Annotated in this window: 22 protein-coding genes; 12 read left to right on the forward strand and 10 right to left on the reverse strand. The window is 67.1% G+C overall.

Features of this window, described 5'->3' with window-relative positions:
• Window positions 1-55: 55 nt before the first annotated feature.
• On the reverse strand, window positions 56-2,143 hold the full coding sequence (locus H2037_RS03440; RefSeq protein WP_292117738.1) for a carbon starvation CstA family protein: 2,088 nt from the start codon (window positions 2,141-2,143) through the stop codon (window positions 56-58).
• A 190-nt stretch (window positions 2,144-2,333) separates the two neighbouring features.
• Between H2037_RS03440 and murC the strand changes: the two genes are divergently transcribed.
• The 6 genes from murC to ftsA all read left to right on the forward strand — a co-directional run bounded on the left by murC (window position 2,334) and on the right by ftsA (window position 8,318).
• Window positions 2,334-3,746, forward strand: a complete 1,413-nt coding sequence (gene murC / locus H2037_RS03445; RefSeq protein ID WP_292117740.1) for a UDP-N-acetylmuramate--L-alanine ligase — start codon at window positions 2,334-2,336, stop codon at window positions 3,744-3,746.
• Window positions 3,743-4,159, forward strand: coding sequence for a DUF4375 domain-containing protein (locus H2037_RS03450; protein ID WP_292117743.1), 417 nt, complete (start codon window positions 3,743-3,745; stop codon window positions 4,157-4,159). Before murC ends, H2037_RS03450 begins: the two co-directional genes overlap by 4 nt.
• Window positions 4,156-5,067, forward strand: a complete 912-nt coding sequence (gene murB / locus H2037_RS03455) for a UDP-N-acetylmuramate dehydrogenase (RefSeq protein ID WP_292117746.1) — start codon at window positions 4,156-4,158, stop codon at window positions 5,065-5,067. Before H2037_RS03450 ends, murB begins: the two co-directional genes overlap by 4 nt.
• An 87-nt stretch (window positions 5,068-5,154) precedes the next feature.
• The gene (locus H2037_RS03460; protein WP_292117749.1) at window positions 5,155-6,096 is read left to right on the forward strand and encodes a D-alanine--D-alanine ligase; all 942 of its coding nucleotides are present in this window, start codon (window positions 5,155-5,157) and stop codon (window positions 6,094-6,096) included.
• Window positions 6,084-6,965 (forward strand): cell division protein FtsQ/DivIB, encoded by an 882-nt coding sequence (locus H2037_RS03465; protein WP_292117751.1) that lies wholly within the window; start codon window positions 6,084-6,086, stop codon window positions 6,963-6,965. Before H2037_RS03460 ends, H2037_RS03465 begins: the two co-directional genes overlap by 13 nt.
• Window positions 6,966-7,025: 60 nt before the next feature.
• A complete protein-coding gene (ftsA, locus tag H2037_RS03470; protein ID WP_292118194.1) occupies window positions 7,026-8,318 on the forward strand; it encodes a cell division protein FtsA in 1,293 nt (430 codons plus the stop codon).
• A gap of 67 nt (window positions 8,319-8,385) precedes the next feature.
• On the opposite strand, the gene H2037_RS03475 is transcribed toward ftsA, so the two are convergent.
• Window positions 8,386-10,419 carry a prolyl oligopeptidase family serine peptidase gene (locus H2037_RS03475; protein WP_292117755.1) on the reverse strand — a complete coding sequence of 678 codons (2,034 nt, stop codon included), beginning with the start codon at window positions 10,417-10,419 and terminating at the stop codon, window positions 8,386-8,388.
• Window positions 10,420-10,728: 309 nt separating this feature from the next.
• Between H2037_RS03475 and ftsZ the strand changes: the two genes are divergently transcribed.
• Window positions 10,729-12,342 (forward strand): cell division protein FtsZ, encoded by a 1,614-nt coding sequence (gene ftsZ, locus H2037_RS03480; protein WP_292117758.1) that lies wholly within the window; start codon window positions 10,729-10,731, stop codon window positions 12,340-12,342.
• A 185-nt stretch (window positions 12,343-12,527) separates the two neighbouring features.
• Window positions 12,528-13,427, forward strand: coding sequence for a UDP-3-O-acyl-N-acetylglucosamine deacetylase (gene lpxC / locus H2037_RS03485; protein WP_292117761.1), 900 nt, complete (start codon window positions 12,528-12,530; stop codon window positions 13,425-13,427).
• 189 nt (window positions 13,428-13,616) lie between these two features.
• Here the strand turns inward: lpxC and pgeF are convergent, their stop codons facing one another.
• From pgeF to lgt, 3 genes are read right to left on the reverse strand one after another with little or no spacing between them, the layout of a single operon-like run.
• Window positions 13,617-14,387, reverse strand: coding sequence for a peptidoglycan editing factor PgeF (gene pgeF, locus H2037_RS03490; RefSeq protein ID WP_292117765.1), 771 nt, complete (start codon window positions 14,385-14,387; stop codon window positions 13,617-13,619).
• Complete coding sequence (locus H2037_RS03495; RefSeq protein WP_292117768.1) at window positions 14,384-15,469, reverse strand: SAM-dependent methyltransferase; 1,086 nt, start codon at window positions 15,467-15,469, stop codon at window positions 14,384-14,386. Before H2037_RS03495 ends, pgeF begins: the two co-directional genes overlap by 4 nt.
• The gene (gene lgt, locus H2037_RS03500) at window positions 15,466-16,335 is read right to left on the reverse strand and encodes a prolipoprotein diacylglyceryl transferase (RefSeq protein WP_292117771.1); all 870 of its coding nucleotides are present in this window, start codon (window positions 16,333-16,335) and stop codon (window positions 15,466-15,468) included. Before lgt ends, H2037_RS03495 begins: the two co-directional genes overlap by 4 nt.
• Before the next feature lie 185 nt (window positions 16,336-16,520).
• On the opposite strand from lgt, the gene H2037_RS03505 reads away from it, so the two are divergent.
• The 3 genes from H2037_RS03505 (at window position 16,521) to H2037_RS03515 (ending at window position 18,218) form a co-directional block, all read left to right on the forward strand.
• Window positions 16,521-16,832, forward strand: a complete 312-nt coding sequence (locus tag H2037_RS03505; RefSeq protein ID WP_292117774.1) for an accessory factor UbiK family protein — start codon at window positions 16,521-16,523, stop codon at window positions 16,830-16,832.
• 76 nt (window positions 16,833-16,908) lie between these two features.
• Window positions 16,909-17,412, forward strand: a complete 504-nt coding sequence (locus tag H2037_RS03510; RefSeq protein ID WP_292117777.1) for a YbjN domain-containing protein — start codon at window positions 16,909-16,911, stop codon at window positions 17,410-17,412.
• Window positions 17,412-18,218 (forward strand): pyrroline-5-carboxylate reductase dimerization domain-containing protein, encoded by an 807-nt coding sequence (locus H2037_RS03515; protein ID WP_292117779.1) that lies wholly within the window; start codon window positions 17,412-17,414, stop codon window positions 18,216-18,218. The genes H2037_RS03510 and H2037_RS03515 overlap by 1 nt, the downstream gene beginning before the upstream one ends.
• 21 nt (window positions 18,219-18,239) lie before the next feature.
• Here H2037_RS03515 and H2037_RS03520 read toward each other — a convergent pair whose 3' ends face one another.
• From H2037_RS03520 to H2037_RS03530, 3 genes are read right to left on the reverse strand one after another with little or no spacing between them, the layout of a single operon-like run.
• On the reverse strand, window positions 18,240-18,719 hold the full coding sequence (locus H2037_RS03520; RefSeq protein WP_292117784.1) for a hypothetical protein: 480 nt from the start codon (window positions 18,717-18,719) through the stop codon (window positions 18,240-18,242).
• Between the two features lie 37 nt (window positions 18,720-18,756).
• Entirely contained in the window at window positions 18,757-20,139 is a 1,383-nt protein-coding gene (locus H2037_RS03525; protein WP_292117785.1) for an ATP-binding protein, read from the reverse strand.
• A 16-nt stretch (window positions 20,140-20,155) separates the two neighbouring features.
• The gene (locus H2037_RS03530) at window positions 20,156-20,893 is read right to left on the reverse strand and encodes a response regulator transcription factor (protein ID WP_292117786.1); all 738 of its coding nucleotides are present in this window, start codon (window positions 20,891-20,893) and stop codon (window positions 20,156-20,158) included.
• Window positions 20,894-20,975: 82 nt separating this feature from the next.
• Between H2037_RS03530 and H2037_RS03535 the strand changes: the two genes are divergently transcribed.
• On the forward strand, window positions 20,976-21,854 hold the full coding sequence (locus tag H2037_RS03535; RefSeq protein WP_292117789.1) for a branched-chain amino acid aminotransferase: 879 nt from the start codon (window positions 20,976-20,978) through the stop codon (window positions 21,852-21,854).
• A 4-nt stretch (window positions 21,855-21,858) separates the two neighbouring features.
• On the opposite strand, the gene H2037_RS03540 is transcribed toward H2037_RS03535, so the two are convergent.
• Window positions 21,859-22,494 carry a DUF1109 domain-containing protein gene (locus tag H2037_RS03540; protein WP_292117790.1) on the reverse strand — a complete coding sequence of 212 codons (636 nt, stop codon included), beginning with the start codon at window positions 22,492-22,494 and terminating at the stop codon, window positions 21,859-21,861.
• Window positions 22,484-23,026 carry a sigma-70 family RNA polymerase sigma factor gene (locus tag H2037_RS03545; protein ID WP_292117791.1) on the reverse strand — a complete coding sequence of 181 codons (543 nt, stop codon included), beginning with the start codon at window positions 23,024-23,026 and terminating at the stop codon, window positions 22,484-22,486. Before H2037_RS03545 ends, H2037_RS03540 begins: the two co-directional genes overlap by 11 nt.
• Between the last annotated feature and the right edge of the window lie 22 nt (window positions 23,027-23,048).

Below are 23,048 nucleotides of genomic sequence, written 5' to 3' on the forward strand. Positions count from 1 at the left end.
GCGGCACAGGCAGAGCAGGTCGTCCTGATTGTCGGGTTCGGACCTGGCTCCAGACTTAGGCACGGGCCGTGTCCATGGCTTCGTCGGCCGGGGTCAGGTCGTGCGCCTCGGGATATTCCCGCGCTGTCGGTCGGTTGTTGCGGTAGGCCTTGAGGCAGGCCAGGACGCCATAGACCACCATGGTCACCACCACGAACAGGAAGCCCGCCGTCAGGCTCGAGTTGACGTAGTCGTTGACGATGATCCGGTGCATGTCGCCGGCGGTCTTGGCTGGGGCGATCAGGTCGCCGGCGCCCAGAGCCTCCTGATATTTCCGGGCGTGCGACAGGAAGCCGATGCGGACTTCGGGGTGGAACAGCTTCTGGAAGCCGGCGGTCAGGGTGCAGATCAGCAGCCAGATCGCCGGAACGACCATGACCCAGGCGAACTTCTCGCGCTTCATCTTGAACAGAACCACCGTGCCCAGGATCAGGGCGATGGCGGCCAGCATCTGGTTGGCGATGCCGAACAGCGGCCACAGGCTGTTGATGCCGCCCAGCGGATCGACCACGCCGGTGTAGAGGAAATAGCCCCACAGGGAGACGGTCAGGGCCGTGGCGACGACATTGGCGGCCCAGGACTTGGTCTCGCGCATTTTCGGCACGGCGACGCCCAGCAAATCCTGGATCATGAAGCGACAGACGCGGGTGCCGGCGTCGACGGTGGTCAGGATGAACAGGGCCTCGAACAGAATGGCGAAGTGATACCAGAAGGCCATCATGGCCTTGCCGCCGATCACCCCCGACAGGATGTGGGCCATGCCGACCGCCAGGGTCGGGGCGCCCCCCGCGCGCGACAGGATCGAGTGTTCGCCGACGTCGCGGGCCAGCTGTTCAAGCTCGCCGGGGGTGATGTGGAAGCCCCACTGGGCCACGGCTGCGGCGGCCGAGACCGCGTCATTGCCGATGACGGCGACCGGGCTGTTCATGGCGAAATAGACCGCCGGGTCCAGGACGGTGGCGGCGATCAGGGCCATGACCGCCACGAAGCTTTCGCACAGCATGGCGCCATAGCCGATCAGCGGGATCTGGTTCTCGTTCTCCAGCAGCTTGGGCGTGGTGCCTGACGAGATCAGGGCGTGGAAGCCCGAAACGGCGCCGCAAGCGATGGTGATGAACAGGAAGGGGAAGAGGGCGCCGGCGAAGACCGGACCGGTGCCGTCGATGAAGGGGGTGACGGCCGGCATCTGCAGGTGCGGGCGGACGATGAGGATGCCGACGGCCAGGGCGAGGATGGCGCCGATCTTCAGGAAGGTCGACAGATAGTCGCGCGGCGCGAGCAGCAGCCAGACCGGAATGACCGAGGCGATGAAGCCATAGACCATCATCAGTATGGCCAGGGTCGGGCCGGTCAGGGTGAAGGCGGGGCCCCAGAAGGGGTCGGCCGCGACATGCCCGCCGCCGATGATGGCCAGGATCAGCAGGACGACGCCGATGACCGATACCTCGCCCACGCGGCCGGGGCGCAGGAAGCGGGTGTACAGGCCCATGAAGATGGCGATGGGGATGGTGGCGGCGACGGTGAAGGTTCCCCACGGGCTTTCGGCCAGGGCCTTGACCACGACCAGCGCCAGCACGGCCAGGATGATGACCATGATCATCAGCACGCCGATCTGGGCGATGATGCCGGGAATATTGCCCATCTCGGTGCGGACCATGTCGCCCAGCGACTTGCCGTCCCGGCGCGTGGACATGAACAGGACCATCATGTCCTGCACCGCGCCCGCCAGCACCGCGCCCACCAGGATCCACAGCACGCCGGGCAGATAGCCCATCTGGGCGGCCAGCACCGGCCCGACCAGCGGTCCCGCGCCGGCGATGGCGGCGAAATGGTGGCCGAACAGGACGTTCCTGGGCGTCGGCACATAGTCGAGGCCGTCGTTGCGGCGCACCGCCGGCGTCGGGCGCGACGGCTGCAGCTGCATCACCTTGTTCGCCAGGAAGCGACTGTAGAAGCGATAGGCGATGGCGTAGGTGCAGACCGCCGCCACGACCATCCAGACCGCGCTGATGCTTTCGCCCTGGTGCAGGGCGATGACGCCCAGGGACACGGCTCCCAATATGGCGATGGCGCCGAAAATCAGGGAGGTCTTCAACTTGCCCACTATGGCGCTCCTACGCGATGGCCTTACTGGCGGCCTCGACGCCTGTTTGCACGACAAGCCCACATAAGGCCAATCGACTAAAGTCTGGGGCGGAACGCACAACAACGGTTTCGGACGCGCGTCTCGAAACCCACGCCGAGCCTTCGAACTCCCCCGTGCATTCCGCCTGATCCCTTGCTAAGCGCATCGGATGATCGCTCGCCTTCGCCCCGTCCCGTTTGACCTCGGTCCCGTCCATTTCGTCGGCATCGGCGGCATAGGCATGAGCGGCATCGCCGAGATCATGCTGAAGATCGGCTATGCGGTTCAGGGCTCGGACGCCAAGGTCAGCGCCAACACCGAACGGCTCGAACAGCTGGGCGCCCGGATCCACATCGGCCATGACGCCGCCCATGTCGGCGACGGCGTTTCGGCGGTGGTCTATTCGACGGCGGTCAAGGGCGACAATCCCGAGATGAAGGCCGCCCGTGCGCGCCGCATTCCCCTGGTGCGCCGGGCCGAAATGCTGGCCGAGCTGATGCGGCTGCAGTTCTCGATCGCGGTCGGCGGCACCCACGGCAAGACCACGACGACCTCGATGGTCGCGGCCCTGCTGGACGCGGCGGGGCTGGATCCGACGGTGGTCAACGGCGGCATCATCAACGCCTATGGCACCAACGCCAAGGTCGGCGACGGCGACTGGATCGTGGTCGAGGCGGACGAGAGCGACGGCAGCTTCCTGCGCCTGAAGTCCACCGTCGCCATCGTCACCAATATCGACCCCGAACACCTGGACCACTACGGCGACTTCGATGCGGTGCGGAAGGCCTTCGTCGATTTCGTCGAGAACATCCCCTTCTATGGTTTCGCCGCCGTCTGTCTGGACCATCCGGAGGTGCAGAAGCTGGTCGCCTCGATCGATAACCGGCGCCTGGTCACCTATGGGATCAATCCCCAGGCCATGGTGCGGGCCGAGAACTGCCAGATGGGGCCCGACGGCTGCCGGTTCGACGTGGTGATCCAGAACGGCGAGGCGCACCGGATCGAGAACCTGCACCTGCCGATGGCCGGTTGGCACAATGTGTCGAACGCCCTGGCCGCAATCGCCGTGGCGCGCGAACTGGACGTGTCGGACGAGGCGATCCGTCAGGGTCTGGCCGGCTTTGGCGGGGTCAAGCGGCGGTTCACCACCACGGGCGTGGTCAATGGGGTCCGTATCGTCGACGACTATGGCCACCATCCGGTCGAGATCGCCGCCGTGCTGAAGGCCGCGCGTCAGGTGACAGAGGGTCGGGTCATCGCCGTAGTCCAGCCGCACCGCTACACCCGCCTGCGCGACCTGATGGACGAGTTCTCGACCAGTTTCTCGGACGCCGACAGCGTCATCGTCGCCGACGTCTATCCGGCCGGGGAACAGCCGATCGAGGGGGTGGACAAGCACGCCCTGGCCGACGGCGTCCGCCGCTATGGCCACCGTCAGGTTCAGGCGCTGGAGAACGCCGCCGTCCTGCCGCGCCTGATCAAGGAAGAGGCCAGGCCGGGCGACGTGGTCGTGCTTCTGGGCGCGGGCGACATCACCAGCTGGGCCTATGGCCTGCCGGCGCAGTTGGAGGCGCTGGGGTGAGCTATTGGGACTTAGTCAAACCTTACTGGGACAACGTCCGCATACATGATGATCCAAAGACGTTCTCGGCTCAGTTCGCGAGACTGCCGATAGCTTCCCAACATCTGTTCGCGACCCACTGGACACAATCCGAAGTTCAGAATGGGGGACTCGGTCAGTTCTTCGGCAACGACACGGGCATTCTCGCTCCTGAGGCCGTCGTGGGTTTCAGGGAGCTCGGAATGCCGGAAGCCTCGGCCCAACTTGCGCAAGTCATGCGGATATTCGGAGAGCCATATCCGAGGGAGCGTGCCGCTCGTGAACTTGCGATACCCCCTATAGAAATCGAAAACCGTTTTGCGGAATTGTTGGAAACCGAGGCCGGAGGCTTTTGGGAAGCAGCCGACCGCTTCGCGATGAAGAACTCTAAATGACCTGGCGTGACAACCTCCCCACCGTGCGCGGCAAGCTGCTGCGCGACGAATCCCTGGCGCCCTTCACCTGGTTTCGGGTGGGCGGGACGGCCGAGACGCTGTTCATTCCGGCGGACGCCGAGGACCTGGCTGACTTTCTGAGGGCGCTGGACCCGGCAGTGCCCGTGACCGTGCTGGGAGTCGGATCAAACGTGATCGTGCGCGACGGCGGGGTCGAGGGCGTAGTCATCCGCCTGGCGGGCCGGCCCTGGGCGCAGGTGACGACGGACGGGGACATGATCACGGCCGGTGCTGGCGCGCTGGACTCCATGGTCGCCAAGGCGAGCGCCAAGGCGGGGATCGCCGGACTGGAATTCTACGCCGGCATTCCGGGCACCGTGGGCGGCGCCCTGACCATGAATGCGGGCTGTTATGGGGCGGAGACCAAGGACGTTCTGGTGTCGGCCTGGGGGCTGACGCGGGCGGGCGAGCGGGTCGATTACGCCCTGGCCGACTTCGGCTACACCTATCGCCATTCGCAGGCGCCGGCCGACATCATCTGGGTCGAGGCCGTCTATCGCGGAATGCCCGACGAACCGGCCGCCGTTCAGGCCCGTATCGACGAGATCACCAGCCGCCGCGAAACCACCCAGCCGATCCGCGAAAAGACCGGCGGCTCGACCTTCAAGAACCCGCCCGGCCATTCGTCGTGGAAACTGGTCGACGAGGCCGGCTGGCGCGGCAAGCTGCACGCCGAAACCGGAGGAGGGGCCATGTTCAGCGACCTCCATTCCAACTTCATGATCAACCCGGGCGAGGCCACGGCCGCCGATATCGAAGGCCTGGGCGAGGCGGTGCGCGCCGATGTCCTGTTGAAGACCGGCGTTCAGCTGGACTGGGAAATAAAGCGGATCGGCCGGCGCCTCTGAGCGCCGGATTTCGACGCACAAATTTCACGTCGCGCGGGCGACAAGGTTGACGGCCTGTTAAACATGTCGGCCGCAATCGGAGACGTCATGACCCGCGCTTTCAAAGACCTTCACGTCGCCGTCCTGATGGGCGGTCTTTCCGCCGAACGGGAGGTCTCCCTGTCGTCCGGCGAGCAGTGCGCCAAGGCGTTGGAGCGGCAGGGGGTGCGCGTCAGCCGCGTGGACGCGGGGCGCGATCTGGCCAATGTGCTGGCGGGGCTGATCAAGCCCGACGTGGTGCTGAACTGCCTGCATGGCGCCTGGGGCGAGGACGGCTGCGTCCAGGGCGTGCTGGAGACCCTGGCCATCCCCTATAGCCATTCCGGGGTCCTGGCCTCGGCCCTGGCCATGGACAAGGACAAGTCCAAGGCGGTGTTGCGGGCGGCGGGGATCAAGGTTCCCGGCGGCGGGCTTTATGACCGCCACGATGTGGCCAGCCGTCACGTCATCGATCCGCCCTATGTGGTCAAGCCGAACGCCGAAGGCTCGTCCGTCGGCGTCTTCCTGGTGCGCGAGGGCGCCAATCGCCCCGTCGCCGAGGTCGGCGAGCCGGGCTGGGCCTATGGCGAACAGGTGGTGGTCGAGCCCTATATCGCCGGCAAGGAGCTGTGCGTCACCGTGCTGGGCGAACCAACCGGCCCGCGCGCCCTGACCGTCACCGACATCACCCCGACCAAGGGCTTCTACGACTACGAGGCCAAGTATGCGCCGGGCGGGTCGGTCCATGTCTTGCCGGCGGTCCTGCCGCCGCCTGTGTTCGAGGCCGCCCTACGTCAGGCCGAGCGCGCCCACGCCGCCATGGGTTGCAAAGGCGTGTCCAGAAGCGACTTCCGTTATGACGATGTTAAGGACGATCTGGTTCTGTTGGAGGTCAATACTCAGCCGGGCATGACGCCGACCTCGCTCGCTCCCGAGCAGGCCGCCCATACCGGAATGAGCTACGAAGAACTGGTACGGTGGATGGTGGAGGACGCCTCATGCCCGCGGTAGTTCGCGGCGGTCGGCGACAGAGTACGGGTTCCTCGCGCGGTGCGGCGTCCAAGAAGGGGCGTACGCGCGGCGGCGCGCCCAAGACTGCGTCCGCCATCCCCGGCAAGATGGCCGCCATCGGCCGTGTCGATATCTCTCCCCGGACCGCCATAATCGCCCTGGGCGCCAGCGCCCTGCTGGTGATCGGCGTGCTGGCGACCGGCGCGCGCGCCGAGCGGATCAGCCAGTCGGTCTCGCACGGGATCGACGGGGTCACCGCCGGCATGGGGCTGACGCTGAAGCGGGTGCATATCACCGGCGCCTCGGCCGAGGCCGAGCCGGCGATCCAGCGGTCGCTGGGTCTCTATTCCGGCCAGCCGATCACCAGCCTGGATCTGGATTCGATCCGCGACCGGGTCCAGGGCGTGGGCTGGGTCAAGTCGGCCCGCGTGGTGCGCCTGTTGCCCGACACCCTGATCATCGAGGTCAAGGAGCACGACCGGCTGGCCGTCTGGCAGGAGGCCGGCCAGATCAAGGTGATCGACGCGCGCGGCCAGGTGATCAAGGGCGCCGACGCCCGCCGCTATCCCACCTTGCCGCTGGTCGTCGGCAAGGGCGCGGATCAAGCCGCCGCCGAGATACTGCCGCTGCTGGCCCAGAGGCCGCGGCTTATGGGCCGGATCGACGCCCTGGTGCGGGTGGACGAGCGCCGCTGGGACCTTCGTCTGAAGGACGGCAGCCTGATCCAGCTGCCCGCCACCGAACAGGAGGCGGCCCTGATCCGCCTCGACGCGCTGGATCAGCGCGAACGCCTGCTCGACCTGGGCTTCGCCCGGGTCGATCTCAGAACGCCGGACGAGGTCGCCGTGCGACCCGCCGCCGACGCTTAAAGGACCGGAAAGACCATGGCGGGAAAGCAGCGCGGATCGGCGACCGACCAGGGCCGGGGCATGGACCCCCGCGCCGGCCGCGCCCCCGTGATCGCCGCGCTGGACATCGGCCAGTCCAAGGTCTCGTGCTTCATCATGAAGCCTGACGGCGTGCGTCACGCCGACCGCACCATCCGTGTCGCCGGCGCCAGCCACGTCCAGTCCAAGGGCGTGAAGGGCGGGGCCATCATCAATATGGATGAGGCGGCCCAGGCCATCGGCCACGCTGTCGAACGCGCCGAGCGCGCGGCCCAGAGCCCGGTCTCCGGCGTCGTCGTCACCACCGCCATCGGCCAGATGGCCAGCCACCGCGTCCAGGCCCGAGTGTCCCTGGGCGTCAATCCGGTCGGGGACGCCGATCTGGCGCGCGCCATCGGCATGGCCCTGGCCCAGATCCGCCTGCCCAACCGTCGTCCGATCCACGTCCTGCCGATCGCCTGGTCGGTGGACGGGGCGCGCGGCGTCCATGATCCGCGATCGATGCGCGGCGGCTCGCTGGGGCTGGACCTGCTGGTCGTCTCCATGGCCGAGAACGTCTTCACGACGCTGAGCCACTGTCTGGAGCTGGCGCACCTGGACCTGCAGGGCGTGGCCGCGGCGCCGGTGGTGTCGTCGCTGGCCGCGCTGGAAGAAGACGAGATGGACCTGGGCGCCGTCTGCATCGACATGGGCGGCGGCTCGACCAGCGCCGCCGTCTGGGGCGGCCGGTCCCTGCTGCATATCGAGAGCCTGAACGTCGGCGGCGACCATGTCACCTCCGACATCGCGCGCGGCCTGTCGACGTCCAAGGCGGGCGCCGAACGGCTGAAGACCCTGCACGGCTCGGCCATGGCCAGCGCCAACGAGGACCGCGAAATGCTGGAGGCCCCGCCACGTGGCGAGGACGCCTCGGCCGGCCCCGTCATCGTCCCGCGCGCCATGCTGAAGACCGTCATCGCCCCACGCGTCGAGGAAACCCTCGAACTGCTGCGCGACCGGCTGAAGAACGCCGGCGTGGGTCTTGAGCCCGGCGCGGGCCTGGTCCTTACCGGCGGCGCCAGCCAGCTGAACGGCGTGCGCGAATTGGCGGTGCGCGTGTTCGACCGCCCCGTTCGCCTCGGCAAACCGCAACGCGCCCCTCACCTGGCCGACGCCGCCTCCGGCCCCGCCTTCTGCGCCACCGCCGGCGTCCTGCTCCGCGCCGCCTACGGTCCGCGCGAAGCGGTATCGGCGAGAAAGCTGATGCAGCGCCAGATCACGGCGGCCGATGCACCGCGGGTGCACCGGGGGAATGTGGTGGGGCGTGTGGCCGGGTGGCTGCGGGATAACCTCTAGGCTAGAGGTCTGATCAAGAATAAAGGCCCGCCTCTCAGCGGGCCTTTTGCGTTCGGGAAGGTCGGGGTCAGAGACCCGAGCCGCCGCAGCCGGTGCGCAGGTAGTCGTCGATATAGCCGAGCTGTTCCGCCATGATCTCGCGGGTCCAGGCGGGGCCGTGGGCATAGTCCTTGATCAGGTGATATTGGATGTCTTGCCCGCTGCCGCGCGCGCGGCCCACGAACAGATCCGAGTGATCCTGGGTCACGGTGCGGTCGCGATCACCGGTGAAGACCATCATCGGGATCTGGACCTGGTTCGCCCGGCTAATCGGGTTGAGGCCATTGACCGTGTCGCGCTGGGCTTCCCGCGTATAGGGGTTCTGGAACATGCTTGACCTGATCTTGGTCAGGTCCGAGACGCCGGCCCCAGCGATGGCGCATTTGTACAGGCCCTCCGGGCGGATGCCCGCCACCATGGCCGCGTAGCCGCCGTAGGAGAAGCCGAACATGGCGATCCGGCCCTGCTGCGCGACGCCCTGCTCGATCAGCCATTTGGCGCCGTCGTCCTTGTCGTCCTGCATCTTCTGGCCCCACTCGTTGTCGCCGGCCATCCAGAGGCGTTTGCCCCAGCCGTCGGAGCCCCGGTACTGAGGTTGCAGGACCGCATAGCCGCGCGAGGTCATCATGGCGCGCCACGACGAATAGTCCCAGGTCATCTCGTCGCGCGCCCACGGGCCGCCGTGGGGCATGATGACGGTCGGATAGGGACCGGCGCCGAAGATTTCCGCCGGCGGCTTGCTGAGGAAGGCCGGAATGTCGAGGCCGTCGCGAGCTTTGTAATAGACGAGTTCCGTCTTGCCGATCGTCGCGGGATCGATCTGCGGGAAGGGTTCGCCCAGCGGCGTCAGTTGGCCGTTTCGGAAGATGGAATAGGAGCCGGGATCGTTCGAAGCGCCTGACCAGACGACGACGGTGCCCCAGTCCTGCGAAGCGGCGGTCACATTCATGTAGCGATCGGTCTGGTAGGCGATGGTGCGGGTCGTCCCCGTCGCCGGATCAGTGACGCGCAGTGGGTGAGATTCCACTTTCAGCGCCTGCTCGAGGCCGGCGATCAGACTTTCATAGCCTGGAGAGATCGGGAATTCGGTTTCGCGCGGACCATTGTAGCTGAAGGACCGAACTTCGCCGAAGTTGGGGCCGTGTATGCGGTTGATGCTCATACCGGTGGCTTCGAACAGCGGATGTTCGAAAATGACCTCGCCGAGCTGTCGCGCGTTGATATTGTACTCAAAGACCGCTGCCTTGTCGCGGCCGCGGTTGGATATGACATAGGCGATGTTCGGGTCGGTGCTGAAGCCAACAACCGCGAAGACCTCGCGATTCTTGACGTGGCTGCGGAAGTGTTCGTCCCAACCGCTGTCGGCGTTCTTGAACTGGGTCGCGATATACAGGCCCTCGGCGTCGCGATCGGCGATGTTCCGGACCCGTAGATCTCCATTCAAATCTGTATCATAGCCGATGACCCGCTCACTGGAGCGTTGGATCCGTTCAGCACGATTGGTGCGGACGTTGAGGCGCAGGACGTCGCCGTTGATCTCGATCAGGATATTGTCCGGGTCGTTGGGCAGGGAATCGAGAACCGAAGGGCTCTGGGTCTTCAGGAATTCCTCCTCGTCCTGCGAGCGGGGGCGGAACGAGGAGATGGGGTCGCGCCAATTTCGACCTTGAAGATCGGTCAGCATGAACTTGCCCAGGAAGGTCTTGATGATGGTGCCCTGGGCGGCGTCGTAGGGCTGCCATAGCGAAACGCCCAGTACGTCGTTTTTCACGAAGCTGACGCCCTGAAGCTTCATCTGCGACGATCCGATCACCGTCGGCGCGCGATCCAGATGTTCAGCGTCCCAGACTAGTATGACCCGATCTTCTCCCCGCGCCTGAAGGGCGGCGATGTGTTTTCCGTCGGGCGAAACCGTGAAGCTGGACATCAGGGGGAAGGCCGCAAACTGCTCGATCGTCGGCGCGGCGGAAGGTGCAGGCGCGGCCGTGGAAGCTTGGGCGATACCGCTCATCGAACCAAGTAGAAAAACAGCGCTGAACGCCGCGACGGATACTCTCTTCATAACCATACTCCCCACACCGGCCGGGCCGGCCAAAATCTCGCCACAATGAACCAAATCGTTCCGGTCACGGCAAGAGCTAGGGCGCTAGGCCTGCGGCGGCGGCTAGAAAGATCATTTCAAGGCAAGATTTCCCCGATTTTGTGCGGCAAGGCTTCGATAGGGGCCTTCACTTAGGCCCGACTCACATTATCGCCGTAACCTTCTCTTAACCCTCGTGGGCGCAATCATTAACGCGCTCATAACCAAAGCGATTCGGCGGGGTATTCGCTTTGGAGCCAGGGGCCAGGGTCGGAAGGTCGGAAAAACAGAATGTCGCTCTCGTTGGTCAAGCCGCAACACACTGAACTGAAGCCCCGTATCGTCGTGTTCGGCGTCGGCGGCGCCGGCGGCAACGCCGTGAACAATATGATCGACGCCGGCCTCGAAGGGGTCGAGTTCGTCGTGGCCAACACCGACGCTCAACACCTCAGCTTCGCCAAGACCGATCGCCGCATCCAGCTGGGCGAGACGATCACCCAGGGCCTGGGCGCCGGCGCCCATCCCGAGGTCGGCATGAACGCCGCCGAGGAATCGGCCGACGAGATCCATCAGCACCTCGAGGGTGCGCACATGGTCTTCATCACCTGCGGCATGGGCGGCGGCACCGGCACCGGCGCGGCTCCGGTCATCGCCAAATGCGCGCGCGACCGCGGCATTCTGACCGTCGGCGTCGTGACCAAGCCCTTCACTTTCGAAGGCCGCCACCGGATGCGCCTGGCCGACGCGGGCGTCGCCGAGTTGCAGCGTTATGTCGACACCCTGATCGTCATTCCGAACCAGAACCTTTTCCGCGTCGCCAACGAACGCACCACTTTCGCCGACGCCTTCGGCATGGCCGACCAAGTGCTGCACTCGGGCGTGCGGTCGATCACCGACCTGATGATCCTGCCGGGTCTGATCAACCTGGACTTCGCCGACGTTCGCGCCGTCATGTCCGAAATGGGCAAGGCGATGATGGGCACGGGCGAGGCCTCGGGTGACGACAGGGCGTTGATGGCCGCCCAGAACGCCATCGCCAACCCGCTGCTGGACGAGACCAGCCTGAAGGGCGCCAAGGCCGTGCTAGTGAACATCACCGGCGGCCTGGACATGACCCTGCTGGAAGTCGACGAGGCCGCCAACGCCATCTCGGCCGAGGTGGACGGCGACGCCAACATCATCTTCGGCGCGGCCTTCGATCCGTCGCTGGACGGCAAGATCCGCGTATCCGTGGTCGCCACGGGCATGGACGAGGGCGTGGTCCAGCGCGCCGAGCCTTCGGCTCCCGCCGCGCCTCTGGCCGACCACGGCGCCCGTCGGGCGGCCGGCGGCCTGTATGGCGCCCAGGCGTCTCGCGCGCCCGAGCCCGCCGCGCGAGAGACCTATCGCGAACCGGTCCGCGCCGAACGGGCCCCGGAACCGCGTCTCGAGCCGCGCCCCGATCACCGTATGGAGCCGCGTGTCGAAGCCGCTCCCGTCGTTCCCAGCTTTCAGGCCCCCGCCGCGCCTGAGCCGCGGCCCGAGCCGGTGATCCGTGTCGCCGAACCCGCGCCGCGCGCCCTGGATCCTATCGTCGATCCCTGGGTCGAGGAATATGAGACCCGCGCGCCCCTGGCTCAGGCCCCGGCGCCGACCAGCCGCGCCCCCGAGCCGCAGGGCGACCTGTACGCCGGCCGTTCGCCTGAGCCGGCCGTCGAGGACTACGACGACCGTGACCACCGCCGCAGCGGCTGGAGCCTGTTCGGTCGCGGCAAACGCGCCCAGCCTCAGCCGGATCCGGTCTACAGCCGCACCCAGCCGCAGATGCGGTCCGCCGCCCAGCCGCAGACCCAGCCCGAACCCGAGGGCGGTCAGGCCGACGACGATCTGGAGATCCCTTCTTTTCTCCGTCGTCTCGCCAACTGACCGACTGAAATCCTGACCGTCGCGCCCCGGAGCCCAGGCTCCGGGGCGTTTTCGTCGGCGGCGTGCCAGAACGAAACAATCCGAAACCCGACTTTCATTTCGTGCTTGCGGCTTGGCCGCTAGATCGGTCGGTAGGCGAAATCCGCACCCCTGGGGCGGAGCGCAGAGTTGAAGCGAGTTTAAGTTTGCCGGTCAGAAACGACCATCACGAACGCACCATCGTCGCCCCGGCCATCATCGCCGGCGTCGGCGTGCACACCGGCCGCCGCGTACGGCTGGCGGTTCGTCCCGCGCCCGCGGGCATGGGAATCGTCTTTGTGCGTACGGACGTGACGGACCGCGACAACCGTATCCCGGTCTCGGGCGAGGCGGTCGTCGACGCCCGTCTGAACACCATGATCGAGAACGCCGCCGGCGTTCGCCTGTCGACCATCGAACATCTGATGGCGGCCTTCTGCGCCCTGGGCGTGTCGAACGCCGTGGTCGAGGTGGACGGGCCGGAACTGCCGATCCTGGACGGTTCGGCGCTGGAGTTCGTCAAACTACTGGACCGCGCCGGCTTCCGGCCCCAGGCCCAGCCGCAGCGCTATATCGAGATCCTTGAGACGGTTCATGTGACCGAGGGCGACAAGCACGCGGCCCTGCTGCCGTGCGACCGTTACGAGATGCGGTTCGAGATCGATTTCCCGTCGGCCGTGATCGGCAACCAGGTCATCGACTTCGTCGTCGACGAACAGACCTTCCGCGACGAGATCATGGCCTGCCGCACCTTCGGCTTCGCCCATGAGGTCGAGGCGCTACGTCAGGCGGGTCTGGCCCGCGGCGGTTCGCTGGAGAACGCCGTGGTCATCGACGGCGACGAGATCCTGAACCCCGGCGGCCTGCGCATGGAGCGCGAGTTCGTGCGTCACAAGGCGCTGGACGCCATCGGCGACCTTTACGTCCTGGGCGCCCCCCTGCTGGGCCGGTACGAAGGCTACAAGGCCGGTCACGCGGTCAACAACAAGCTGGTCCGCGCCCTTCTGGCGGCGCCCCATGCATGGCGCGAAGTGACGCGCGTCCCGGAACTGGCGCAGGCGGGGTAGGCGTCGGGCGGGGCAGGCCCTTTAAATGGCTGAAGGGCTCGCGCGGCTATTTCAACATCGTCATCCTAGGCCTTGCGCCTAGGATCCATACTCCCGGTGTCGGCAGCGTGCGCACCATCTTCGAACGAGTCTATGGATCCTAGGCACAAGGCCTAGGATGACGGATTAGGAGAAGGGTGAGGCTGCGGGTCAGGCCCCGATCACCGAAATCAACCGCCCGAAATCCGGCTCGCCGCGCTGGAACGCCCGGCGGTTCGAGTAGAAGCGGTCCTCGTCGGCGCAGGTGTCGTGGCCGGTCCAGACGGCCTGGCCGACGCCGGCCTGTTGCAGCCGCCACAGGACGAATCCGGGCAGGTCGAACTGGCGTTTGTCGTCGGTCCCGCCGGGGTGGAAGAAGCGCCGGCTGCCCGGATCGTGATGGGCGAACCGCTCCTCGAAATCGACGCCGACCTCATAGCTGGCCTGGGCGATACAGGGTCCGACGACCGCCCGGATGCGGCGGAGATCGGCGCCCAGGGCCTGCATGGCCGCGACGGCGGAATGGACCACGCCACCCAGGGCGCCCTTCCAGCCGGCGTGGACGGCGGCGACGATCCGGGTCTCGGGATCGGCCATCAGCACAGGCGCGCAGTCGGCGGTCAGGACAGAGCACAACAGGCCGGGCTCGGCGGAGACGACGGCGTCGCCTTCCGGCCGGTCGCCGTTCCACGGCGCCTCGGCGACGCGGGCGACGGCGGAATGGATCTGGTAGCAGCCGTTCAGATGACCGGCCTCGGCGCCGAAATGGGCGGCGACCCGGCGGCGGTTCTCGGCCACGGCCACGGGATCGTCCTTCGATCCCACCCCGGCGTTCAGGCCTTCATAAATTCCGGTCGAGACGCCGCCCGCGCGGGTGAAGAAGCCGTGGTCGATCCCGGCGGCGGTCAGCAGCGGATGGGTGAGGGGTGCGAGGTCGGTCACAGGTCCCAGCCCGGCACGATCAGCGAACGGGGCGAGAAGATCGCGGCGGCCTTGAACAGGTGTCCCATCTGGTCCTCGGCGGTCAGGCGGTTCAGTTGGCGGTCGATGACCGGAGCGGCGTCAGGTCGCCCCGACTTCAACCTTTCGGCGCGAGCTTCGATCCCGAGCCGGCGCAGGAACTCGCCCTGGGGCAGGCAGCCGGTGACGTCGGCGCCGGCGCGGACGGCGGCCTCGAGAACACGGGGGAAGTCGGCCCACTGGGTCAGGTCGGCCTCGCCGGGCGCCGCCAGGGGATCGACCTTCTGATGGCGGCGCAGGGCCTGGAGGGTGTCGCCCGCCTCGGGCCGGGCGCGGCCGTAGTCGACCAGCAGGGCGGCGCCCGAGGCGGCCTTGATCATCAGGGCCAGGTCGCGACCGAAGATCGCCTGCTGTTCGGAGATTTCGAAGATGGCTCCCGGCGTCATTTCGAACGGGGGCTTTTCGAAACCGCCGGAGACGGCGGTCAGGCCGAAGATCAGGTCATTGTCGTCGGTGACGCCGATCCGCCGCTCGGCCCAGCCGTCCTCGGTGCGGACGAACTGACGCGCGGGCAGACAGTCCAGCACCTCGTTGGCGATCAGGATGACGGGAGCGTCGGTCTCGATCCGCGTCAGATCCCGGACCCAGCGCGGCGACAGATCGGCGCCGGCCAGGGCCCTGACCTGAAGGTGGCGCAAAGGGGCGCTAGGTTCGATCAGGATCAGGTCGCAGGCTTCCAGGAAGCCGGGCGCCAGCCGCGCCGCACGCAGGGCGTCGCTCATCAACGTGCCGTCGCCGGGGCCGACCTCGACCAGTCGGAACCGCTCGGGCGCGCCCAGCCGGTTCCAGGTCTCGACCGCCCACAGGCCGATCAGCTCGCCGAACATCTGGCTGACCAGGGGCGCGGTGATGAAGTCGCCGCCTTCCCCTAAAGCTGGCCGTGACGCGTAGTAGCCGCCCTTGGGGTCATGCAGGCAGCGGGTGACATAGTCGGCGACCGTCATCGGTCCCGTCAGGGCGATCTCGCGCGCCAGACGGGTCTTCAGGGTTTCGCCCGCGCTCATGCCGCAACGGGCGGCCGGTTCCAGGCACGCCAGATCAGCCAGGCGCCGACCAGGATCATCGGGATCGACAGCATCATCCCCATGGTCAGGCCCAGCGGGAAGTCGGGCATGCCGAAGTCGGGCTCACGCACATTCTCCAGCAGGGCGCGGCAGACGCCGTAGCCGACCAGGAACAGGCCGGTGATATAGCCCGGCTTCTTCAGCAGATCGAACTTCCAGATGCCTAGCGACAGGATGGACAGGAGCACGATCCCTTCCAGCCCGGCCTCGTATAGCTGGCTGGGGTGGCGCGGCGCGTCGCCGGCGGGGCAGAAGCCGTACATCTGCTGGATGCGGGCGTTGCAGAAGCGTATGGCCCAGGGAACCGTCGTCTCGCGGCCCCACAGCTCGCCGTTGATGAAGTTCGCCAGTCGCCCGAACATCAGGCCGATGGGCACAACCGGCGCGACGACGTCGCCCAGGCGCAGCATGTCGATCTTCTGACTGCGGGAATAGAGGACGATGGCCAGGCAGACGCCCAGGAAGCCGCCGTGGAAGCTCATGCCGCCGGTCCAGAGCTGGAACAGTTCGAACCGCTCGGCCAGGGTCTGACCGGTGAACAGCTGAGCGTACATGATCGGCTTGTAGAAGAGGGCGTAGCCCAGACGGCCGCCCAGGATGATGCCCAGCACGATCCAAAGCACCAGGTCGTCCAGCTGGGTCGTGTTGATGGGCGGCTTGCCCGGCGCCCACAGGCGTTCGGTCTTCACCAGACGGGCGGCGTACCACCAGCCCAGGACGATGCCGGCGACATAGGCCAGGGCGTACCAGCGGATCGGAAGCGGTCCGAGATGAAGCAGGACCGGATCGAATTCGGGAAAGGGCAAGGGGCGTTCCTGTAAGGCCAGTCCGAGAGGGCAGTCTGTGATGGCGTTTAGCAAGCGTCGCCGCCTGCGTCGCCTGTGAAGACGTATCACGACGCCTTGATGGCGCCCCCGAAGCAGCAGAAAGAAAGGTTTCGTTCACCATACTGGGTGAACCTTCGTTAACGACGTTTGAGTCGGAGCCTTCGATGCAGACCCGCAATCCCATCCTGGACGAGTTCGCCAAACTGACCACCGGCGCGATGGGCCTGGCCCAGGCCGCCGGCGAAGAGGCCAAGACGGCCTGGCGCGCCCAGACCGACCGGATCGTCGCCGAGATGGACCTGGTCCGCCGCGACGAGTTTGATGTTCTGAAGGACGAGATCGCCGCGCTGCGGGCCGAGATCGCCGAGCTGAAGGCGGCCCAGAAACCCGCAAGCAAGCCAGGCGGCAAGGCTTCGAGCAAGCCAGGGGCGGGAACGTCCACAGATGGAACTCAACCCGGGGACGCAGCCGGTTGAGCCGAATCCGCGAACAGGCTTACCACTCTGTTAACGGCCGCGATTCTCGCGGACGCAGCTCGAATCGAGAGACTTGATGGACATCGCCCGGCCCGAGGAAACGGACGTGCCCTTCGATCCGCTGGAAGTCGTGGAACATGTTCTCACGGCCGAGAATCTGCCGTTCGACCGCACCGACGACGGCGATCTGGCCTTCGCCCTGGCGGGGGACTGGAAGGATTACGAGCTGTGGTTCGCCTGGCGGCCGGAAGGGGATTGCCTTCAGCTGTGCTGCGCGTTGGACCTGAAGGTGGCAAAAAGCCGCAAGAAGGCCGCCCATGAACTGGTCGGCCTGATCAACCAACGCACCTGGATGGGTCATTTCGAGGTCTGGGCCGAGGACGGCGAAGTCGTCTTCCGCCATTCCCTGGCCCTGCCGATGGGCGAGCGTCCGACCTTGGCCCAGGCGGCCTCGATGATCGACGCGGCTATCGAGGCGGCGGACCGCTATTATCCCGCCTTCGACTTCATGGTGCGCGGCAACAAGAATCCGCAGGAGGCGATCGACGCCTGCCTGTTCGAGACCGTCGGCAACGCCTGATGTCGGCCCCTGTCCCGTCTCGCGGTCCGGTCGTGCTGGTCGGCTGCGGCCGGCTGGGGTCCGCCATTCTCGAAGGCTGGCTGCTGACCGATAGCGTCGCGGCCGCCGACCTGATCATTCTCAACCCCTCGGAAAAACCGGCCGCCGAGGTGGCGCGGGCCCAGGGCGCACGGATCAATCCGCCTCTGGAGGCCCTGACCGAGGCCGAGGTGATCGTGCTGGCGGTCAAGCCGGCCCTGTGGCGCGAGGTGATGACGCCGCTTCTGCCCTTCCTCGGCGATCGGGCGGTGATCCTGTCGGTGATGGCGGGGGTGACGGCGCCGACCCTGGCCGAGGGGATCGGCGGCTGGCCCATCGTGCGGGTGATGCCGACGACGGGCGTGTCGCGCGGACGCGGCGTGGCCTCGATCTGGTCGGCCGACGACCGGGCCCGCTCCATAGGCCGGGGCCTGTTCGAGCCCATGGCCGAGACCGTCGTTCTGACCGACGAAGCCTTGATGGACGCGGCGACGGCGGTGGCCGGATCGGGCGCGGCCTATTTCTACGCCTTCACAGAAGCCCTGGCCCGCGCCGGCGAGGCCAGCGGACTGGACGCGGCGACGGCCGACGTTCTGGCTCGCGCGACGCTGCGGTCGGCGGCTGACTCGATGGGCGACGATGGGCTGGAGGCCCTGATCGGTCGCATCGCCTCGCCCGGCGGCTCGACCCGCGCCGGGCTGGACGCCATGGCGAAGGACGGCCGCCTGACGGCGATGCTGAACGAGACGGTGGCGGCGGCGGTCAAACGCAATCGCGAGATGGGCTGACGGCCACCGCAGCCGGGCGCCTTAGTAGACGCCGCGTTCGATCTGGGCGCCGAAACGCTCGAACGCGCGTTCGGCGTCGCGCCAGACGCCATAGCCCCAGACGTCGCGGATGTTGGGCGAGAAGTAGGAGAAGTCGACCGGCCGGGCTTCCCCGTTCGCCGTTACGATTTCACCCTTGATCGCCGCGCCGCCGATGGAGACGCTGCGGATCGGGTCCAGGCCGGGATTGGTGCGGACCTGTTCGATCGTCGGGCGGTTGGGCTTCAGATCGACCAGGATCAGATTGGCGGTCGCGCCGGGATAGCGCTGGTCCAGGGCCTTGCCGACCTCGGCCTGAAGTCTGACGATCTGTTCGTCGACCTCGCGCTCGCCCAGTTTTTCGACCTGGCGGTGCAGTTCGGGGCCGACCGTGACATTGACCGTCGGGCTTTGCGCCTGGGCCATGGCGGCGACGGCGAGGGTCGCGGCCAGGGGGGCGAAGAAGGCGAGTTTACGCATCATATTTGTCTCCATGCCCTGTCGGCGTGGAAGATGCGCCTTACGGCGCCGTTTCGCTAGAGGGTGCGGCGATCGAAACCTGACCCGGAATGCGGATTATGGCCTTGAGACCGCCCATGTCGCTGCGGTCCAGGGTGACGTCGCCGCCGTGGGCCCGCGCCACGTCGCGGGCGATGGCCAGGCCCAGGCCGACGCCCTTTCGATTCTGGTTTCGCGACTCGTCCAGTCGGGAGAAGGGGCGGAAGGCCTCGTCGTACATGTCCTCGGGGATTCCCGGCCCGTCGTCCTCGACCGCGATCTCCAGACCGCCCGAGGTCAGGGGGCGGGCCGAAAGTCGCACCCGGTCGCCGTGGGCGGCGGCGTTGCCGGCCAGGTTGACCATGGCGCGCTTGAAAGCGAGGGCGCGCAGCGAGGCCGTCAAACCGTCGGGCGCCGACAGTTCGACCTCGGCGCCCGCGCGTCTGGCGTCTTCCGCGGCCGACTTCAGCAGATCGGTGATAGACACCGGCTGAGGCGGCTCTCCGGCCTCGCCGCGAGCGAAGTCCAGATATTCGTCGATCATATGCTCCATCTCGTCCAGGTCGCCGCGCATGGCGGCTTGACGCTTGAACGGCGGAGCCAGAGCCAGTTCGAGCCGCAGCCGAGTCAAGGGGGTGCGCAGGTCGTGGCTGACCGAGGCGAGCAGGACGGTGCGCTGGTCGATATGGCGCTGGATGCGGTCGCGCATGGCCAGGAAGGCGACGGCGGCGGCGCGGACCTCGCGAGCGCCGTGCGGCTTGAACCGGGGCACGGTCTCGCCTCGACCAAAGGCTTCGGCCGCGTCGGCCAGGCGTTCGATGGCGCGGACCTGGTTGCGGATGAACAATATGGCCACCCCCATCAGCAGTATGGTGGCCACGGCCAGCCACAGGACGAAGATATGGGCCTGGGTCGCCACGGCGCGCTCGCGCGGGGCGATGATGCGCAGCACCCCTTCGGGCTCCTGCACCTGGATATCGACATAGGCGGGGTATCGGGTGGTGTCGAACCAGTAGGGCCGGTCCAGCCGCGCGTTCAGCGCACGGTCCAGCACCCGGTCGACGACGCCGATCGGACCGCGTCGCGTCTCCTTCGGCAGGGTGCGGCCCTCCTGAAGGACGATGGACAGCGACATGGAGCGTTCGGCGCGGTCGGCCAGCCGGTCGAGATTTCTCTGGCTGGGATCGTCCTCATAGCTCTCCACGGCCCAGGCGATGTCGCCGGCCAAGCCTTCGGACAGGCGCGCGGTCACCGTCTGCCAGTGGGCGTCGAAGAAGATCCACGTCACCACCACCTGCATGATCAGGATCGGCAGGACGATGATCAGCAGCGACCGCCCCCACAGCGAGGTCGGCAGGCGCCGCTTCAGGAAACGCGGCCACAGGGGGGCGGGCAGCAGCCGCATGGGATCCTTCGCAGGCTCAGTCGGGTGCGAGCATATAGCCCACGCCCCGCACGGTCTGGAGGTAACGAGGATTCTTGGGATCGGCTTCCAGCTTGCGGCGCAGGCGCGTCACCTGGACGTCCACGGCGCGGCCGGTGATGTCGGCGGTGTCGGGCGACAAGCTCATCCGTTCGACGGGCGCATGGGCGTGAAGGGCCAGGGTCTTCAGAAGCTGGGCCTCGGCCTCGGTCAGACGCTGGGGCGCGCCGTCGCGGATCAGCTCCAGTCGCTCCATGTCGAAGACGGCGGTGCCCAGCTTGATCTCGCGCGGGCCGATAGGCTTGCCGCCGGTGCGGCGCAGGATGGCCTCGATACGCAGCACCAGTTCACGCGGCTCGAACGGCTTGGCCATATAGTCGTCGGCGCCGCGCGACAGTCCCTCGATCCGGTCCTCGGGATCGCCCCGCGCGGTCAGCAGCAGGACCGGCGTCTTCGACAGTTCGGCCTTGTTGCGAACCCATGAGGTCAGGTCCAGGCCGCTTTCGCCCGGCATCATCACGTCCAGAACGACCAGGTCGAATTCGATCAGCTCCATCATCCGCTTGGCGGCCGCCGCGTGTGCGGCGCCGGTCACGCGATAGCCTTCGCGCGCCAGATATTCCTTGAGCAGTTCGCGGATCCTGTCGTCGTCGTCGACGATCAGCAGATGCCGGCCCACGCCGGGGCCGGCGATAGGGCCGGAGCGGCCCTGCGGACGATATTCGGTGACGCTCATGCGACTTTCCCCGCGATCAGGGCGTTGACCTGAGCGATTCGGGGGGCTCTAACACCGTCAGTTCTGCGGGAGACGTGTTTCAATGGCCTTCGTTCCTTTCGACGATCGTGATGGGTGGATCTGGTTTGACGGCGAATTCGTGCCCTGGCGGGAAACGAAAACGCACATTCTGACCCATGCCCTCCACTATGGCTCGTCGGTATTCGAGGGTGAGCGTATGTATGGCGGCGAAATCTTCAAGCTGACGCCGCATTCGGAGCGCCTGAAGCGGTCCGCGAACCTGCTCGATTTCGAGATACCTTACAGCGTCGCTGAAATCGACGCCATCTGTAACGAAACCTGCGCCAAGAACGGTCTGACGGACTGTTATGTGCGTCCGGTCGCCTATCTCGGCCCGGAACAGACCAGCGTCTCGGCCCTGCACAACAAGGTTCATCTGGCGGTGGCCGTCTGGGACTGGCCCAGCTATTTCGACCCCGAGGTCAAGGCGCGCGGCCTTAAGCTGGAATGGTCCAAGTGGCGCCGGCCTGATCCCGCGACCGCTCCGACCACGGCGAAGGCGGCCGGCCTGTACATGATCTGCACCATGTCCAAGAACACGGCCGAGCGGAACGGCTTCGCCGACGCCCTGATGCTGGACTGGCGCGGCTATGTGGCCGAGGCGACCGGCGCCAACGTCTTCTTCGTCAAGGACGGCGTGCTGCACACCCCCAAGGTCGACCATATCCTGGACGGCATCACCCGCCAGACGGTGATCGAGATCGCCCATTCCAAGGGGATCGAGGTCGTGGTGCGCGAAATCCTGCCGGAAGAACTGTCCGATTTCAGCGAATGCTTCCTGACCGGCACCGCTGTCGAGGTGACGCCGGTGGCCGAGGTGGGCGATTATCGCTTCACCCCCGGCGCCCTGTCGTTGGACATGATGGAAACCTACGGCAAGCTGGTGCGCGGCCAGCTGTAAGCCGTCACCAACGCAGGGCGAAGCGGCCGATCACGGCGCCGATCAGGCCCGCGGCCGCGACGCCCAGCGTATACCAGGTGGCGACGAAGGCGGCGGTCGCTTCGCCGCAATGCAGCAGGCCATAGGCGGTGGCGGCGACGCCGCCCGCCGCCACGCCCAGCGCCAGGCCGGCCGCCGACGGCCGCGTCGGCGCCAGGCGGCGCGCCGACAGGAAGACCAGGGGCCCGGCGAAGGCCGAAACCAGCAGGATATTGCGGCCGCAGATGTCCCAGGTCCGGCCCAGCCAGCCGGCCATCCGTTGGTCCGGGGGCGTCATGGCCGTCTCGATTCCGCCCCAAGCCACGGCGATCCCGACCACCGCCAGCAGGGCGAACAGCGCCGGGCGCGGATTCACGCCGGGCCGGCCTAGCCGCGTCGCCAGCCAGATCGCCGTCCCGGCCAGGGCGGCGGTATAGACCCCCTTCAGCCATGGTATGGGCGCCTGCAGGGCCTGGGTCAGGTCGGGGCGAACCCCCAGCAGAAGGGCGACCGCCGCTGCGGCCGCCGCGCCGGCCCAGGCCAGCAGCGCCGGATCCAGCCGCGCGGGGCGGACGGGCTCGATCCCGGCGGACAGGGCGTCGATCAGGTCGTCAGTCTTCATCGGGCGATACGCTGGCGGTCAGCGTCTTCATGCTGCGGTGGACGCTGACCTTGGCCGCGCCTTCGGTGAAACCATTGCGGGCGCCGGCCTCGGCCAGGCTGTAGCCGCCTATGCGGACGTCCTCGATCAGCCTGCGCTGGCGCAGCGGCAGGATGGACAGAACCTTCTTCAGGTCGCGGCGGACGGCGCCGTCCTCGACCGTATGTTCGGCCAGCAGGACCGACGCCTCCTCCAGTGGCACGTCGGGGCGGCGGCCCTGGCGGCGGAAATGATCGATCAGCTTGTAGCGCGCGATCGCATAGGCCCACGCAGTGAAGGGCAGCGACCGGTCATAGGTCGCGCGCTTGGCGTGAATGGCGATCAGACAGTCCTGCACGAGATCCTCCGCATCGGCCTCGCAGCCGATCAGGCGACGTTTGAAGAAAGGGGTCAGGGCGCCGCGCATTTCGGACAGCAGGGCGCGCCAGGCCACGGGGTCGCCGTCGAGACCCCGCAACATCAGACGTTTGAGCTCGGCTTCCTTGTCGACCACGCCCCATCCCATTCGCGTCGGA

This window comes from Brevundimonas sp. (genome assembly GCF_013912065.1).
Classification (GTDB): Bacteria; Pseudomonadota; Alphaproteobacteria; order Caulobacterales; family Caulobacteraceae; genus Brevundimonas.

Bases quoted from the DNA above. Each gene is read 5' to 3' on its own strand.
- murC (WP_292117740.1), top strand. From the start codon at position 2,334: ATGATCGCTCGCCTTCGCCCCGTCCCGTTTGACCTCGGTCCCGTCCAT.
- murB (WP_292117746.1), top strand. From the start codon at position 4,156: ATGACCTGGCGTGACAACCTCCCCACCGTGCGCGGCAAGCTGCTGCGC.
- H2037_RS03460 (WP_292117749.1), top strand. From the start codon at position 5,155: ATGACCCGCGCTTTCAAAGACCTTCACGTCGCCGTCCTGATGGGCGGT.
- H2037_RS03465 (WP_292117751.1), top strand. From the start codon at position 6,084: ATGCCCGCGGTAGTTCGCGGCGGTCGGCGACAGAGTACGGGTTCCTCG.
- ftsA (WP_292118194.1), top strand. From the start codon at position 7,026: ATGGACCCCCGCGCCGGCCGCGCCCCCGTGATCGCCGCGCTGGACATC.
- H2037_RS03475 (WP_292117755.1), bottom strand. From the start codon at position 10,419: ATGAAGAGAGTATCCGTCGCGGCGTTCAGCGCTGTTTTTCTACTTGGT.
- ftsZ (WP_292117758.1), top strand. From the start codon at position 10,729: ATGTCGCTCTCGTTGGTCAAGCCGCAACACACTGAACTGAAGCCCCGT.
- H2037_RS03495 (WP_292117768.1), bottom strand. From the start codon at position 15,469: ATGAGCGCGGGCGAAACCCTGAAGACCCGTCTGGCGCGCGAGATCGCC.
- H2037_RS03505 (WP_292117774.1), top strand. From the start codon at position 16,521: ATGCAGACCCGCAATCCCATCCTGGACGAGTTCGCCAAACTGACCACC.
- H2037_RS03510 (WP_292117777.1), top strand. From the start codon at position 16,909: ATGGACATCGCCCGGCCCGAGGAAACGGACGTGCCCTTCGATCCGCTG.
- H2037_RS03515 (WP_292117779.1), top strand. From the start codon at position 17,412: ATGTCGGCCCCTGTCCCGTCTCGCGGTCCGGTCGTGCTGGTCGGCTGC.
- H2037_RS03520 (WP_292117784.1), bottom strand. From the start codon at position 18,719: ATGATGCGTAAACTCGCCTTCTTCGCCCCCCTGGCCGCGACCCTCGCC.
- H2037_RS03525 (WP_292117785.1), bottom strand. From the start codon at position 20,139: ATGCGGCTGCTGCCCGCCCCCCTGTGGCCGCGTTTCCTGAAGCGGCGC.
- H2037_RS03530 (WP_292117786.1), bottom strand. From the start codon at position 20,893: ATGAGCGTCACCGAATATCGTCCGCAGGGCCGCTCCGGCCCTATCGCC.
- H2037_RS03535 (WP_292117789.1), top strand. From the start codon at position 20,976: ATGGCCTTCGTTCCTTTCGACGATCGTGATGGGTGGATCTGGTTTGAC.
- H2037_RS03540 (WP_292117790.1), bottom strand. From the start codon at position 22,494: ATGAAGACTGACGACCTGATCGACGCCCTGTCCGCCGGGATCGAGCCC.